This is a genomic window from Streptococcus sp. Marseille-Q5855 (genome assembly GCF_946901985.1).
In the GTDB taxonomy this organism is placed as follows: domain Bacteria; phylum Bacillota; class Bacilli; order Lactobacillales; family Streptococcaceae; genus Streptococcus.
Map to the genome: position 1 here is coordinate 321,592 of NZ_CAMPPR010000006.1, position 14,369 is coordinate 335,960.

Genomic DNA, 14,369 nt, shown 5'->3' on the forward strand with positions numbered 1-14,369 from the left:
AATTTGAAAAATTATTCTAACACGAATCTTGAGTACAAGCAACCCATTTGCTCACAAGAAAAAGCCTAGATAACTAGACTTTTTTAGCTTATTCTACCGTTACTGACTTGGCAAGGTTACGTGGTTTGTCCACATCGAGGCCACGGTGGAGTGTTGCAAAGTAAGCGACTAATTGCGTTGGCACAACCATTGAGATTGGTGAGAGGTATGGGTGTACAGTCGTAAGAACGATATCGTCTGTATCTTTGGCAACATTTTCTTCTGCGATAGTGAGAACCTTGGCACCACGAGCTGCCACCTCTTGGATATTTCCACGAGTATGGTTGGCAAGGACTGGATCTGACAAGAGTGCCAAGACAGGTGTTCCTTCTTCAATCAAGGCAATGGTTCCGTGCTTGAGTTCTCCTGCCGCAAAGCCTTCACACTGGATGTAAGAAATCTCTTTGAGTTTAAGGCTTGCTTCCATAGCTACGTAGTAATCTTGACCACGCCCAATATAAAAGGCATTGCGAGTTGTTTCAAGAAGATCACGAACCTTGGCTTCAATGTTTTCTTTCTCTGAAAGAGTTGATTCGATAGACTGAGCTACGATTGACAACTCATGAACCAAGTCAAAGTCTTGCGCTTTAGCATTGCCGTTCGCTTCTCCAACTGCTTTTGCAAGGAAGGCAAGGGCTGCAATTTGTGCTGTATAAGCCTTGGTTGATGCCACGGCAATTTCAGGACCTGCATGAAGGAGCATGGTATGGTTGGCTTCACGAGAAAGAGTTGAACCTGGTACGTTTGTCACTGTCAAGCTTGGGATTCCCATTTCATTAGCCTTAACCAAAACCTGACGGCTATCCGCTGTTTCACCAGACTGGCTGATAAAGATGAAAAGTGGTTTCTTGCTGAGAAGTGGCATACCGTAGCCCCACTCAGATGAGATTCCAAGTTCAACTGGTGTATCTGTCAATTCTTCCAACATTTTCTTAGAAGCAAATCCTGCATGGTAAGATGTTCCAGCTGCAAGGATGTAGATGCGATCTGCGTCTTGAACAGCCTTGATGATAGCTGGGTCTACGACAACTTGACCAGCCTCATCTGTGTAGGCTTGGATGAGTTTACGCATAACCGTTGGTTGCTCATCAATTTCCTTGAGCATGTAGTAAGGATAAGTTCCCTTACCGATATCAGACAAGTCAAGTTCAGCAGTGTAACTAGCACGCTCACGACTGTTGCCATCATAGTCTTGAACTTCCACGCTATCAGCCTTGACGATTACCAGCTCTTGGTCATGAATTTCCATATATTGGTTGGTTTCACGAATCATAGCCATGGCGTCTGAACAAACCATGTTGTAGCCTTCCCCAAGACCAATCAAAAGTGGTGATTTATTTTTAGCCACGTAGATGACTTCAGGATCTTGTGAGTCAACCAAGGCAAAAGCATAAGAACCACGGATAATGTGAAGAGCTTTTTTGAAGGCTTCAAGAACTGACAAGCCATCTTCTTCCGCAAATTTTCCAATCAAGTGAACGGCTATTTCCGTATCTGTTTGCCCTTTGAAGTGGTGACCTGCAAGGTATTCTTCCTTGATTTCAAGGTAGTTCTCAATCACTCCATTGTGAACCAAGACAAAACGTTCTGTCTCAGAGCGATGTGGGTGAGCATTGTCTTCAGTTGGTTTTCCATGAGTAGCCCAACGAGTATGTCCAATACCAGTTGTTCCCTCAACACCAGCTGTCTTGGCAGACAATTCTGCTATACGACCAACAGCCTTGACTAGATGGTTCTCAGCACCACCTAGGACAAAAATCCCCGCAGAATCATAGCCACGGTATTCGAGCTTTTCAAGCCCTTGAATCAAAATATCAGTTGCATTTGTGTTTCCAACAACACCAACAATTCCACACATAGTATATACGACACAGACCAGCTGTGCTTTCTCCTTAAAATTGGTATAGTCTAATTCCTCTTTTATAGAATCAGCAAAAACAGTATATACTTGTTTCTTTCACTTGTCAAGAGTAAAAATTGGTATAGTCGAAATCAACTTCCTGAAATCAAAAAAACTCTGACCAATTAGGATAATCAGTCAGAGTCCTTTTTAAAATCCATTATTATCGCTTAATTCCTTGAACCAGTGCCCTGATTTCTTCAGACGACGTTCTTGCGTTTCCAAGTCTAATTCGACTAAGCCATAGCGATTTTTATAGCTATTGAGCCATGACCAGCAATCGATAAAGGTCCAAATCAAGTAGCCCTTACAATTGGCTCCGTCTTCAATGGCACGGTGAAGTTCACGAAGATGACCTTTTACAAAGTCAATACGGTAATCATCTTGAATCATCCCATCTTGACGGAATTTTTCTTCCCCTTCAACACCCATACCATTCTCTGTCAACATCCACTCAATATTGCCATAATTTTCCTTGATATTTTGGGCAATGTCATAAATCCCTTGCTCATAAATCTCCCAGCCACGATGAGGATTGATTTTACGTCCAGGCATCACATAAGGCTCGTAAAAATGTTCTGGTAAGAGTGGACTCTCTGGATGCTTAGCAAATCGAGGTGCCATAACACGCAAAGGTTGATAGTAGTTGACACCAAGGAAGTCCACTGTATTTTCACGAATGAGCTCCAACTCTTCCTCCGTAGTATCAGGCAAGAGACCGTGTTCATGCAAGATTTCTACCAACTCCTGTGGATAAGTCCCAAAAACAGACGGATCTAAGAAGGATTGGGCCTGAAAGAGATCCGCAATACGAGCAGCCTTGACATCAGCAGGATGATGGCTACGTGGATAAGCCGGTGTCAAGTTTAGGACAATCCCAATCTTGGAATCTGGTAAAAGTTCATGACAAGCCTTAACCGCCCGACTGCTAGCCAATTGTGTATGATAAGCTACTTTAACGGCTGCCTCTGCATCCACCTTATGTGGATAATGGGCATTGTAAAAATAGCCAAACTCTACAGGAACGATGGGCTCGTTAAAGGTAATCCATTGATCCACTAAATCTCCATAAGTCTCAAAACAAAAACGAACATAGTCTTCATAGGCTGAGACAGTCGCCTTATTTTCCCAACCATCACCATCCTCTTGAAGGGCAAAAGGCAAATCAAAATGATAAAGATTGACTAAAAGACGAATCCCTTTGGCCTTAATAGCCTCAAAAACCTTACGGTAAAAGTCTACACCTTGAGGATTGACTTCCCCACGCCCTTGTGGAAAAATCCGTGACCACTGAATAGAAGTCCGAAAGGCTGTGTGACCAGTTTCTAACAGTAGCTCAATATCCTTTTCCCAGTTTTCATAAAAGGTTGATGTTTTATCTGGACCAATCCCATTATAGTAACGATTTGGCTCCACTTGGTACCAATAATCCCAGAGATTATCTCCCTTACCGTCACCAGCTACACGTCCTTCTGTCTGCGGCCCAGAAGTAGAGGATCCCCAGACAAAATCCTTTGGAAATCTTAGCATACATTTACCTCTTTATCTACTCATTTTTCCCATTATACAGAAAAAACAAGGTAAAAACTAGTTACATTTTTTCCTTGTTTTTCTTCTGATTATAGTTTTTATTTCTTGCTGAGGATTTCAAGCGTTTCGAGCACGTTATCTGCATGAACTTCGATAGTATCACCAGTCGCTTTAATCTTAACTTCTACGATGCCATCAGCTGCTTTCTTCCCAACAGTGATACGTATTGGAAGACCAATCAAGTCGCTATCGCTAAATTTGACTCCGACACGTTCGTTACGGTCATCTGTCAAGACTTCGTAACCAGCACTCATCAAGCTTGCTTCAAGCTTTTCTGTCAAAGCTTGCGCTTCTTCATCCTTGACATTGACAGTGATCAAGTGCACATCAAATGGTGCCAATTCTTTAGGGAAATTGATTCCCCAAGCATAACGGTATTCACCTTTTGGTGTTTTGTTAACAAAGAGGCGAGCGTGTTGCTCCATCACTGCTGAAAGGAGACGGCTGACACCGATACCGTAACATCCCATGATAATTGGCACAGCACGGCCATTTTCATCCAAAACATCTGCTCCCATGCTTGCTGAATAGCGAGTGCCGAGTTTGAAGATGTGACCAATTTCGATACCACGCGCAAAGTTAAGGACTCCTTGCCCGTCTGGAGAAATTTCACCCTCACGAACTTCACGGATATCCACATATTCTGCAGTAAAATCACGGCCTGGATTCACACCAGTCAAGTGGTAGCCATCTTCGTTAGCACCGACAACTGCATTGCGAACATCTTGCACCTTACGGTCTGCGATGATTTTAACATTCTCTGGCAAGCCAACTGGGCCAAGTGAACCAAATCCTGCTTGAACAAGATTCGCCACTTCTTCTTGGCTAGCAACGTCAAAGAAATCTGCGCCCAAGTGGTTTTTCAACTTGACTTCGTTGAGTTGGTCATTTCCAACTAGAAGGGCTGCAACAAGCTCACCATCTGCCATGTAAAAGAGGGTTTTAATCGTTTGTTCTTCTGGAACATTGAGGAAGGCTGCAACTTCATCAATTGATTTAACATCTGGCGTTGCAACACGAGTCACTTCTTCTTCAGCGACAACACGGTTGCTTGGTTTGTACTCGTTTGTTGCCATTTCTAAGTTAGCTGCATAGCTAGACTCACTTGAGTAAGCAATGGTATCTTCACCAGAAACCATCCATTTGAGCAATTCTGCCTTGATTTCTTCTTGCACTTCTGCAGGAATTTCGTCAAATGAGGCAACTGACTTGTCCAAGACAACCCAGCGGTCAAGGTCTGTACGAGCAGGTGTAATCGCCATAAATTCTTGGCTGTCCTTACCACCCATGGCTCCACCGTCACCGATGATAGCCTTGAAGTCTAAGCCACTACGAGTGAAAATACGCTCATAGGCAGCCTTGTACTCATCATAAACACTGTCCAAACTATCATAGTTAGCGTGGAAACTGTAAGCATCTTTCATGATGAACTCACGTGTACGAAGAAGGCCATTACGTGGACGTTTTTCATCACGATACTTAGGTTGAATTTGATAAAGGTTGAGTGGCAATTGCTTGTAAGACTTAACAGAATCACGAACAATAGCTGTAAAGGTTTCTTCGTGAGTTGGGCCTAGGATGAAGTCTGATTTTTCACGGTTTTTTAGCTTATAAAGGTCTTCACCGTAAGTTTCATAACGACCTGATTCGCGCCACAACTCTGCACTAAGAAGAGCAGGAGCCAACATCTCAACGGCACCAATCTTATCAAACTCTTGGCGCATGATGTTTTTGGCTTTTTCAATCACACGGTTGGCAAGTGGTAGGTAAGAATAAACACCTGCAGATACTTGGCGAACATAACCAGCTCGTAACATAAGAGCATGGCTGATAACTTGAGCATCGCTTGGCATTTCGCGAAGCGTTGGGATAGGCATTTTACTTTGTTTCATAATATTCCTCGATTATCTAAAAAAGAGTCGCATAATGTCATTCCAGGTCACAGCAATCATCAAGACAACCATGATGACCACTCCGGCCAAGGTGACATAGGTTTCAATTTCTTGTTTTAATGGTTTACGGCGGATGGCTTCCAGGATATTGAGAACAATCTTACCACCATCCAGTGCTGGAATCGGAATAAGATTAAAAATCCCGATATTGATGGAAATCATTGCCAAAAAGTACAAGACATTTTCAATTCCATTCTTAGCAGCATCACTACTCGCCTTAAAGATGGCAACAGGTCCACCTAGCTTGTTCAAATCCGGTTGGAAAATCAGATTTTTCAGAGCCGATAGAATTCGGAGAGCCGAGTCAGCAGCGGTTGTAAAACCACCTACAAACATGGATAGAAAGTCCGACTTAATTCCCGGTTGAACACCTAGAAGGTAACGACCTTGACTTTCTTCTGGAGTAACAGTGACTTGCTTGTCACTACCCTTTTCAGAAATAGTCACATCCAAGGTTGGGGCCGTCTTATCTTTGGTTTCTGATTCCACAGCCTGAATCAAGCTTTCCCAGTTGCTAATCTCATGTGAGCCAATCTTGGTAATTTGTGCCGTTTCTGGTACTCCCACCTTAGCCAAGGCCCCTTGGGGCATAATATGGAACTGGTTGGTCTCAACATCTCTGACTCCACCCTGCATGAAGATTAAAATCCAAAAAACAACGACACCTAAGATAAAGTTGTTCATAGGACCTGCAAAGTTAGTAATCAGTTTTCCCCAGATAGTCGCATTTTGATATTGAACATCTAAAGGAGCAATCCGAACCTCAGTTCCATCTGCTTCCACAACCGTTGCATCATGATCCACTGCAAATGTTTTTTCTTCTTCCAGAACCAAGCCCTTGATAAAGAGCTTGTCTTCAAAGTCAAACTGGGTCACCTGCATAGGAAGGGCCGTTTGATCCAATTTTTTACCTGAGAGATTGATGCGTTTAACCTTACCATCATCAGTAAGGGTCAAACTGACAGGAGTACCTGTCTTGATTTCAGTCGTATCATCACCCCAACCGGCCATGCGAACATAGCCGCCCAGAGGCAAGATCCGAATGGTATAGGCCGTTCCGTCCTTGCCAATATGAGCAAATATTTTGGGTCCCATACCGATGGCAAATTCACGCACTAGAATCCCTGATTTTTTGGCAAAGTAGAAGTGCCCGAACTCGTGCACCACCACAATAATCCCGAAAACCAGAATAAAGGTTAAAATTCCGAGCATAGTGTTTCCTCCGTCTTTTGATTAAAAGAGTCCAAACAAGTGCATGATTGGAAATACAAGCAACATACTATCGAAACGATCCAAAACACCACCATGTCCAGGGATAAATTTCCCAGAATCCTTGACACCAAAGTGACGCTTGATCGAACTTTCTAGTAAATCACCAAATTGTCCAGCAATGCTAAAGAAGATAGCAAAGACCGACATCTTGTAAATTCCATACGGAAGAGCAACTGTACTGTCAACTATCATAAAGATGATGGTTACTAAAATCGCACCTAAGATACCACCCAAGGCACCCTCAAAGGTTTTATTTGGAGAAACTGTCGGAGCTAATTTTCGTTTACCATAGTTCATTCCTATAAGATAGGCACCACTGTCTGTTGCCCAAACAATACACAAGGCCAATAGCGCCTTATCTAAACCTGCAACACGAGCATCTAGTAAAGCATTAAATCCAAAGCCTACATAAAAACTCATAGCAAGAGGGAAAACAGCATCCTCAATCGTATAAGACTTGCTAAAAACAGTCGTTCCTAACATGATTGAAATCAACACACTATAGGCAACCACATTCCCATCAACTGGCAAAAAAGTCAGGTAATTCTCCAAGGGAATGGTCAAGGCAAAGGTGGCAAAGAGGGTTAAGAGGCCCTCCATCGTCATGGTCTCTAGACCTCTCATCTTCAAAAGTTCATGCATGGCTAGCATGGCTATGATTCCAATTGCTATCTGAAGCAAGAGTCCCCCAATCATTAAAATCGGTAGGAAGATAGCCAGTGCAATCCCTGCAAACAAGGTTCTTTTCTGTAAATCCTGTGTCATATTTCCTCCTAAACTCCTCCAAATCGGCGATGACGACGATTGTAGGCAAGAATGGCTTCCTGCAAGGCTGCCTCGTCAAAATCAGGCCACAAGGTATCCGTAAAATAGAGCTCACTATAGGCTCCCTGCCATGGAAGGAAATTACTCAAACGCAATTCTCCACTAGTCCGGATAATCAAGTCTGGGTCTCGTAAGTCCTTAGGCAAATGCTGGGTAAAGAGATAGTTGCCAATCAATTCCTCTGTGATGTCACCTGGGTTGATTTTGGCATCTAAAACATCCTGGGAAATCAACTTAAGCGCCTGTGTAATCTCAGCACGCCCACCATAGTTGAGGGCAAAGTTAAGTATCAAACCTGTATTGTTCTTAGTCAATTCCTCAGCCTTTGTTAAAGCTTCAAAGGTTTGCTTAGGCAGGCGATCTGTCTCCCCAATCATTTGAATCTTAACATTATTCGCATGCAATTCCGGGACATAATTGTCATAAAACTCTACGGGCAAGTTCATGATAAACTTGACTTCCTGATCTGGACGGGTCCAATTTTCCGTAGAAAAAGCATAAACTGTAATAACCTTAACTCCCAGTTTGTTGGCTGCCTTGGTCACAGTTTGCAATGCTTCCATGCCCGCCTTGTGTCCAAAAACTCGCGGTTGCATACGTTTTTTAGCCCAACGGCCATTTCCATCCATGATGATGCCGATATGAGCAGGAACCTGCGTCGGAACTTCTACTTCCACAGCCTTATCTTTCTTAAAAAATCCAAACATGATCTTATTCCTATTCAAAAATCTATCGTTTCATTATACCATATTTCCCTATTTTCTTCTATCACTAAGCTATTTATACTCTTCGAAAATCTCTTCGCTAACTTCTCAAAGTAACTTCCACTTGCCTATCCAAAGTGGAAGTTAGTCTAAAACGGATTTTTATGGTGGAATTAAGTGTGAGACGTTTGAGTTAGAAATGAGGTCTACTATGACAAAACATAAACATCTTACCCTTTCAGACCGTAATGATATCCAACTGGGCTTAGAGCGCGGTGAAACCTTCAAAGCGATCGGGCAACTTATTCTAAAAGACCCGACTACTGTTTCCAAAGAAGTCAAACGAAACAGACAAGTCCGAGAGTCTACAGGCCATAACCTTCCTTGCCCTCTACTCGACAAGGCTCCCTTTGTCTGTAACGGCTGTCCTAAAAGAAGACAAAATTGTGGATTTAAAAAAATCTTCTACCTCGCTAAACAAGCTCAAAAACAATACGAACAAACTCTTGTAGAAGCTCGTGAAGGAACTCCCCTCAATTCTAAGACCTTCTGGGACATGGACAAAGTCATTTCTGATGGTGTTAAAAAGGGACAACACATCTATCATATCCTCAAAACTCACAATCTTGATGTCAGCTCCTCAACTGTCTATCGACACATCCGAAAAGGTTACCTGTCTATCGCTCCTATTGACCTAACCAGAGCCGTTAAATTTAAAGAACGAAGAAAAAGTAAGCTACCTCCCATCCCTAAAGAAGCTAAAAAAGGCCGTTCCTATGAGGATTTCCTAAATTATTTAACCCTTAATCAACTAGACTCTTGGCTAGAAATGGATACCGTTATGGGCAGAATGGGAGGTAAAGTCCTACTCACCTTCAATCTATCTTTCTGTAACTGTATCTTCGCTAGACTGCTGGATAATAAAACTGCCCTTGAGGTTACCAAACACCTCTATGACATCAAGAACACTCTTCACCAAGCTGACAAAGATTTCTTCCAACTCTTCCCTGTCATTCTTACCGATAATGGTGGAGAGTTTGCAAGGGTTGATGACATCGAAATGGATGTGCGAGGAGAGAGTAAACTCTTCTTTTGTGACCCTAATCGCTCTGACCAGAAAGGGAGAATCGAGAAAAATCACACCTTGATTCGCGACATCCTAACAAAGGGAATTTCCTTTGACAACTTAACTCAAGAGGACATCAATCTCGTCTGCTCTCATGTCAACAGCGTCAAACGTGCTGCTTTGAATGGAAAGTCAGCTTATGAACTCTTTGCCTTTACTTATGGAGAAGAAATTCCTAAGCTTCTCGGCATTTCTAAAATACCTGCAGAAGACGTCTGTCAGTCGTCTACATTACTCCAACATAAGTTCTAAAAACTAACCTAAAACCCTATTCAAACGTCTCACACTAACTTCCACCATAGCGGAACTTAATCTGAAACGCTTTCAGATGAGGGGATTTTGTGCGCTCTTTTTTTCGATTCCTTTCGGCTACAAAAACAATAAAATCAAGCATATTTAAAACCAGTGGAACTTACCCTGACACGGATTTCCACTGGTTTTTAGGATTTTTATCAGACTAACTTCCACTTGGATTAGCGGTGGAACTTAGTTTGGGAATTTACCCGAAAATCTCTTCAAACCACGTCAGCTCTATCTACAACCTCAAAACAGTGTTTTGAGCAACCTGCGGCTAGCTTCCTAGTTTGCTCTTTGATTTTCATTGAGTATTATTCTCAGGCGCAAAGCCCATTTTTCAAAAAAATAAGCCGCCTGATTGGGCGACTTTATTTTTTATAGGGAGATTATTATGAAAAAGTTTTAGGAGTTTAAGTTAAGGTCTTCTTAACTTATGTACTTAGTATACACTTCCTAGCTTAAAGTTTCCTTAAGTATTTTTAAAAATCAAATTTTCCCATTTCTCATGCCAATTTTTCTTGGATAGACGTGTTTGATAGAGCTGCATTCGGTCTTGATTCTCTAAAAAATGAGGAGTTGGACGAACTTGAAAATTCACAATATCCTCGAGTCCATAAGGAGTAAAAAATTCTAAAGCAGAGTCTTCATTCAAACGGAGCCCAACCGCCGTACACCGTTCTGGATACTTACTCATAGCGTCACAAGAGCTACTATAGGGAGCAGTGTGCGGACTGTGCTGGTGCATATAGACCTGATTTTTCAATTCCCACTGGTACTGAGAAAAATCCGCTCTCAACTTGTTCTCTATAGCCAGCGTTTCTTCATAACTCACATCTGGGTCAAAGAAAATCACATCCACATCCGTTTCACGGTCAAAAGCTGGTTTCTCTGACAAAAGATTCCAGATAAAATTTCTGACAGAACCTGCTGCCAACCACGAGTCTTTTAAATCAAGGTCTCGGATGATAGTCAGAATGGTCATTATATCCGAATCTTCTCTGAAAGCTTTTAGGATTTCTTGCTCATTTTTCACTGTATTCATACCCTAAATGTTCGTAGGCCTTAGCCGTTGCCACACGACCAGAACGTGTCCGCATAATAAAACCTTTCTGGATGAGGTAGGGTTCGTACATATCTTCTACCGTCTCACGCTCTTCAGCGATATTCACAGAAAGAGTTCCTAGACCGACAGGACCGCCACCATACATCTCAATCATGGTGCGAAGGATTTTTTGGTCCACATAGTCCAAGCCTTCATGGTCAACATCCAGCATGGTCAAAGCCTTATCGGTAATAAGATCATCGATAACCCCATCCCCCATAATCTGGGCAAAATCGCGCACGCGCTTGAGGAGACGATTGGCAATACGAGGAGTCCCACGACTACGTAAGGCTAACTCAGATGCTGCCTCATGAGTAATTTCCATCTCAAAAATATCTGCCGTCCGCTCGACAATTTCCGTCAAGTCAGCATGGGCATAATACTCCATATGACCTGTAATCCCAAAACGTGCCCGTAGAGGATTTGAGAGCATACCAGCTCGAGTCGTCGCACCAATCAAGGTAAAAGGTGGCAACTCCAAATGAACACTGCGACTGCCTTCACCAGCCCCAATCATGATGTCGATATAAAAGTCCTCCATGGCACTATAAAGTACCTCTTCCACCGACATAGGCAAGCGATGAATCTCGTCAATAAAGAGGACATCCCCAGGCTCTAAGTCATTCAAAATCGCTACCAGATCACCAGCTTTTTCGATAACAGGACCCGACGTCTGCTTTAGATTGACACCCAGTTCGTTGGCAATAACACAGGCCATGGTCGTCTTCCCCAAACCTGGAGGCCCGAAAAGGAGGACATGATCCAGCGCTTCATCCCGCATTTTAGCGGCTTCGATAAAGATTTGAAGCTGATCCTTGACCTTATCCTGTCCAATATATTCACGTAAATACTGAGGACGGAGCGTGCGTTCTACTAACTCCTCATCCCCCATTATCTCATTGTCTAAAATTCTACTCATAGCTCTATTATATCAAAAATCCAAGCCACAAACAAAAAAGCCACTGGATTGGTGCCTCCCGAGTTCAACACTTATGTGGTATAATATTCTACGGCACTGCTACACCGCCTACGAAAGGAGGTGAGATAGCCCATGATGGAACTAATCCTTAAAACTATCATCGGACCGATTGTGGTCGGTGTCATCCTTCGCTTAGTCGATAAATGGCTAAACAAAGATAGATAGTGTCAAAAAAGACCCCAAGCTTAATGTGGAAGTTAGCTTGGGGTCTTTTCTATCCTATGATATAGACACAATACTTAATTCCCTTTTATTATCCCATAGTTCACAAAATTTGTCAAAGATTTATATCCTAATCTACTCAGCTTCTCCAACTTTAGAATCTGTCCAATAAAGTTTATAAGATTAAGTAAAAGTTATCGGAAAATGATGTTTAAAATACTCCCCAAAATCCTGAAATAGAGCCAAAAAACTCCACCTGATTGGGTGCCTCCCGAGTTTAACATTCATGTGGTATAATATTATACGGCACTACTACACCGCCTACGAAAGGAGGTGAGATAGCCCATGATGGAACTAATCCTTAAAACTATCATCGGACCAATTGTGGTCGGTGTTGTTCTTCGCTTAGTCGATAAATGGCTAAACAAAGATAGATAGTGTCAAAAAAGACCCCAAGCTTAATGTGGAAGTTAGCTTGGGGTCTTTTCTAGTCCATGATATAGAACTAATCCTTAATTCCTCTCCATTATCCCATAGTTCACAAAATTTGTCAAAACTTTACATCCTCAGCTTCTCAAGCTTTAACCGCTTTACAACAAGACTTTCAAGTTTAAGAGAAAATTAGGGATTCTATCAATTTCATAGAAATTTTGATTTAGTAAACGAATAGACAACCTTACATGTCACTCCTCATTTAATACGCCACTACTGGACAAGCAAAATCATTATTACAGCAGTTTCAGTCCTTCAATTAACAGTCGCTTACAATCAAATTGAGTTTGAAATAGCTGAAGCGACAACCGACCTATTTCTTAGTCATATTCGCTAAAAAATCCCCGCCAAAATCTCAAAAAGTCCCCGCCAATTCCCCGACCAAAATCCGAAAAATACCGAAAAATATCGAAAAATGATTTTTAGAATAGTCCCAAAAAGCCTGAAATAGAGCCAAAAAACTCCACCTGATTGGGTGGAGTTAAGGGAGATTATTATGAAAAAGAAAAGTTTAGGATTTTATTAAATAAAGTTAGGAGGTCTTTATTTAATAACTATATGATACAAGACAAAGCTTAAAACTAGCTTAACTTTTCTCAAATTCTAGCATTTTTTAAAAATTTCTATCAGCATCACCTCACCCCACAAAAAAGTCACCTGATTAGGTGACTTCATTAGGAGATTATGATGAAAAAAAGTTTTAGGATTTCATTAAATAAAGTTAGGAGGTCTTTATTTAATGACTATATGATACTGGACCATCCTTAAACTTTGCTTAAGAAAAAACAAGTTTTGTTATTTTTCTCGATTCGCCCAAGTCATTCCTATACAATCATAGGTGGATAAGATTTCAAAGCCCATAGAACGATAAAATCCCACGTTTTTTTCTGTCTCTTCTGTCACCAGCTGGACTTGATAGGCCTCTTTAAAATTTTCTAAAGCCTCTTTCATCAAGGAGCTACCAATCCCTTGGCGCTGATAGCTAGGCAAAACAATCAAATCCTGTACAAAAACTGATGAAAAACCATCTCCAACCAAACGAATCAAGCCCACTACAGCATCACCATCAAGTGCCAGATAAATTACTAATGAATGAGATAAGGCCTGCTCCAGCATCTCTGGTTGATGGGTATAATTTGTCCAACCGACAGCCTGATAGAGATGTAAAACATCCTCTAGCTTGACAATTTCTTGCTTTTTAATAGTAATCATCTCAACACCTCTTAAAGCTCTCTCAAGCTCTTGTACTGCTGTCCATTTTTATCAAAGTTTTTAGGACGCAACCATATTTCCAAACGAGCTTTGACTTTGGGCCAGTCCTTATCAATCATAGACAACCAATCCGTATCCCTCGTCCGTCCCTTATAAACCACTGCCTGACGGAAGGTTCCTTCATAAATAAATCCCAAACGCTCCGCAGCTCGTCTTGATGGCAGGTTAAGAGCATCGCATTTCCACTCATAGCGACGATAGTTAAGCTCCTCAAAGACATAGCAAGCCAAGAGATACTGGGCTTCTGTCCCTATCCGTGTCCCCTTGAGCACTGGAGAAAAAGTGACTGCTCCGACTTCTATTACTCGGTTATTCTGGTCAATGCGCATGAGAGAAAAAGTTCCCAAAGCCTTACCAGTCGCCTTGTCTATGATTGCATAGTAAAAACGGTCCTTACGAGCCAACATCTGATTTAAAAGGCTGACCAGTTCCTCCATATCTGCTACTGGCTCCTGAAAAAGGTAGGTCCACATCTCCCGAGGCGTATCCGGGCCATAAACAGCTAGCAAATCCTCCGCATGTCTTTCTACCGAGAGAGCCTCTATCCGAGCATAACGCCCTTCTAAGAAATCAATAGAAGGCAATTCACCTGGTGTATAAGCTTCCATTGACTCACCAATCATCTGACCATATTCATTTACTGGCATTGTTTTCTCC

Annotated in this window: 13 protein-coding genes; 3 read left to right on the forward strand and 10 right to left on the reverse strand. The window is 42.0% G+C overall.

Translation table 11 applies throughout. The annotated features are described in order from the left end of the window. Nucleotides 1-88 precede the first annotated feature (88 nt). From glmS to OC529_RS08030, 6 genes are all read right to left on the reverse strand, one after another. Nucleotides 89-1,897 (reverse strand): glutamine--fructose-6-phosphate transaminase (isomerizing), encoded by a 1,809-nt coding sequence (gene glmS / locus OC529_RS08005; RefSeq protein ID WP_173253785.1) that lies wholly within the window; start codon nucleotides 1,895-1,897, stop codon nucleotides 89-91. 192 nt (nucleotides 1,898-2,089) lie between these two features. Continuing rightward, nucleotides 2,090-3,469, reverse strand: coding sequence for a 6-phospho-beta-glucosidase (gene bglA / locus OC529_RS08010; protein ID WP_262081904.1), 1,380 nt, complete (start codon nucleotides 3,467-3,469; stop codon nucleotides 2,090-2,092). Between the two features lie 98 nt (nucleotides 3,470-3,567). Next, on the reverse strand, nucleotides 3,568-5,421 hold the full coding sequence (locus OC529_RS08015; protein WP_262081905.1) for a proline--tRNA ligase: 1,854 nt from the start codon (nucleotides 5,419-5,421) through the stop codon (nucleotides 3,568-3,570). A gap of 12 nt (nucleotides 5,422-5,433) precedes the next feature. Continuing rightward, on the reverse strand, nucleotides 5,434-6,693 hold the full coding sequence (gene rseP, locus OC529_RS08020; protein ID WP_262081906.1) for an RIP metalloprotease RseP: 1,260 nt from the start codon (nucleotides 6,691-6,693) through the stop codon (nucleotides 5,434-5,436). A 21-nt stretch (nucleotides 6,694-6,714) separates the two neighbouring features. Then, a complete protein-coding gene (locus OC529_RS08025) occupies nucleotides 6,715-7,518 on the reverse strand; it encodes a phosphatidate cytidylyltransferase (protein ID WP_262081907.1) in 804 nt (267 codons plus the stop codon). Between the two features lie 8 nt (nucleotides 7,519-7,526). Then, nucleotides 7,527-8,285: an isoprenyl transferase gene (locus tag OC529_RS08030; RefSeq protein ID WP_000466719.1), complete on the reverse strand. Its 759-nt coding sequence runs from the start codon at nucleotides 8,283-8,285 to the stop codon at nucleotides 7,527-7,529. A gap of 208 nt (nucleotides 8,286-8,493) precedes the next feature. On the opposite strand from OC529_RS08030, the gene OC529_RS08035 reads away from it, so the two are divergent. After that, on the forward strand, nucleotides 8,494-9,660 hold the full coding sequence (locus tag OC529_RS08035; protein WP_262081817.1) for an IS30 family transposase: 1,167 nt from the start codon (nucleotides 8,494-8,496) through the stop codon (nucleotides 9,658-9,660). Nucleotides 9,661-10,174: 514 nt separating this feature from the next. Here the strand turns inward: OC529_RS08035 and OC529_RS08040 are convergent. Both OC529_RS08040 and ruvB read right to left on the reverse strand, forming a co-directional pair. Further along, nucleotides 10,175-10,747, reverse strand: coding sequence for a nucleotidyltransferase family protein (locus tag OC529_RS08040; protein WP_262081908.1), 573 nt, complete (start codon nucleotides 10,745-10,747; stop codon nucleotides 10,175-10,177). Next, entirely contained in the window at nucleotides 10,728-11,726 is a 999-nt protein-coding gene (ruvB, locus tag OC529_RS08045; protein WP_316043906.1) for a Holliday junction branch migration DNA helicase RuvB, read from the reverse strand. The genes OC529_RS08040 and ruvB overlap by 20 nt, the downstream gene beginning before the upstream one ends. 132 nt (nucleotides 11,727-11,858) lie before the next feature. Here ruvB and OC529_RS08050 point away from each other — a divergent pair, with 132 nt between their 5' ends. Both OC529_RS08050 and OC529_RS08055 read left to right on the forward strand, forming a co-directional pair. Beyond that, nucleotides 11,859-11,951: a type I toxin-antitoxin system Fst family toxin gene (locus OC529_RS08050; protein WP_000970294.1), complete on the forward strand. Its 93-nt coding sequence runs from the start codon at nucleotides 11,859-11,861 to the stop codon at nucleotides 11,949-11,951. A 342-nt stretch (nucleotides 11,952-12,293) separates the two neighbouring features. Then, entirely contained in the window at nucleotides 12,294-12,386 is a 93-nt protein-coding gene (locus OC529_RS08055; protein WP_000970296.1) for a type I toxin-antitoxin system Fst family toxin, read from the forward strand. Between the two features lie 849 nt (nucleotides 12,387-13,235). On the opposite strand, the gene OC529_RS08060 is transcribed toward OC529_RS08055, so the two are convergent. Both OC529_RS08060 and OC529_RS08065 read right to left on the reverse strand, forming a co-directional pair. After that, nucleotides 13,236-13,652, reverse strand: a complete 417-nt coding sequence (locus tag OC529_RS08060) for a GNAT family N-acetyltransferase (RefSeq protein WP_262081909.1) — start codon at nucleotides 13,650-13,652, stop codon at nucleotides 13,236-13,238. Between the two features lie 11 nt (nucleotides 13,653-13,663). After that, nucleotides 13,664-14,359 carry a GNAT family N-acetyltransferase gene (locus tag OC529_RS08065; protein WP_262081910.1) on the reverse strand — a complete coding sequence of 232 codons (696 nt, stop codon included), beginning with the start codon at nucleotides 14,357-14,359 and terminating at the stop codon, nucleotides 13,664-13,666. Nucleotides 14,360-14,369: the final 10 nt, after the last annotated feature.

Excerpts from the sequence above, each read along its gene's own strand:
- OC529_RS08025 (WP_262081907.1), bottom strand. The coding sequence starts at position 7,518 with ATGACACAGGATTTACAGAAAAGAACCTTGTTTGCAGGGATTGCACTG.
- OC529_RS08030 (WP_000466719.1), bottom strand. The coding sequence starts at position 8,285 with ATGTTTGGATTTTTTAAGAAAGATAAGGCTGTGGAAGTAGAAGTTCCG.
- ruvB (WP_316043906.1), bottom strand. The coding sequence starts at position 11,726 with ATGAGTAGAATTTTAGACAATGAGATAATGGGGGATGAGGAGTTAGTA.
- OC529_RS08050 (WP_000970294.1), top strand. The coding sequence starts at position 11,859 with ATGATGGAACTAATCCTTAAAACTATCATCGGACCGATTGTGGTCGGT.
- OC529_RS08040 (WP_262081908.1), bottom strand. The coding sequence starts at position 10,747 with ATGAATACAGTGAAAAATGAGCAAGAAATCCTAAAAGCTTTCAGAGAA.
- OC529_RS08060 (WP_262081909.1), bottom strand. The coding sequence starts at position 13,652 with ATGATTACTATTAAAAAGCAAGAAATTGTCAAGCTAGAGGATGTTTTA.
- OC529_RS08015 (WP_262081905.1), bottom strand. The coding sequence starts at position 5,421 with ATGAAACAAAGTAAAATGCCTATCCCAACGCTTCGCGAAATGCCAAGC.
- OC529_RS08035 (WP_262081817.1), top strand. The coding sequence starts at position 8,494 with ATGACAAAACATAAACATCTTACCCTTTCAGACCGTAATGATATCCAA.
- bglA (WP_262081904.1), bottom strand. The coding sequence starts at position 3,469 with ATGCTAAGATTTCCAAAGGATTTTGTCTGGGGATCCTCTACTTCTGGG.
- OC529_RS08065 (WP_262081910.1), bottom strand. The coding sequence starts at position 14,359 with ATGCCAGTAAATGAATATGGTCAGATGATTGGTGAGTCAATGGAAGCT.
- glmS (WP_173253785.1), bottom strand. The coding sequence starts at position 1,897 with ATGTGTGGAATTGTTGGTGTTGTTGGAAACACAAATGCAACTGATATT.
- OC529_RS08055 (WP_000970296.1), top strand. The coding sequence starts at position 12,294 with ATGATGGAACTAATCCTTAAAACTATCATCGGACCAATTGTGGTCGGT.
- rseP (WP_262081906.1), bottom strand. The coding sequence starts at position 6,693 with ATGCTCGGAATTTTAACCTTTATTCTGGTTTTCGGGATTATTGTGGTG.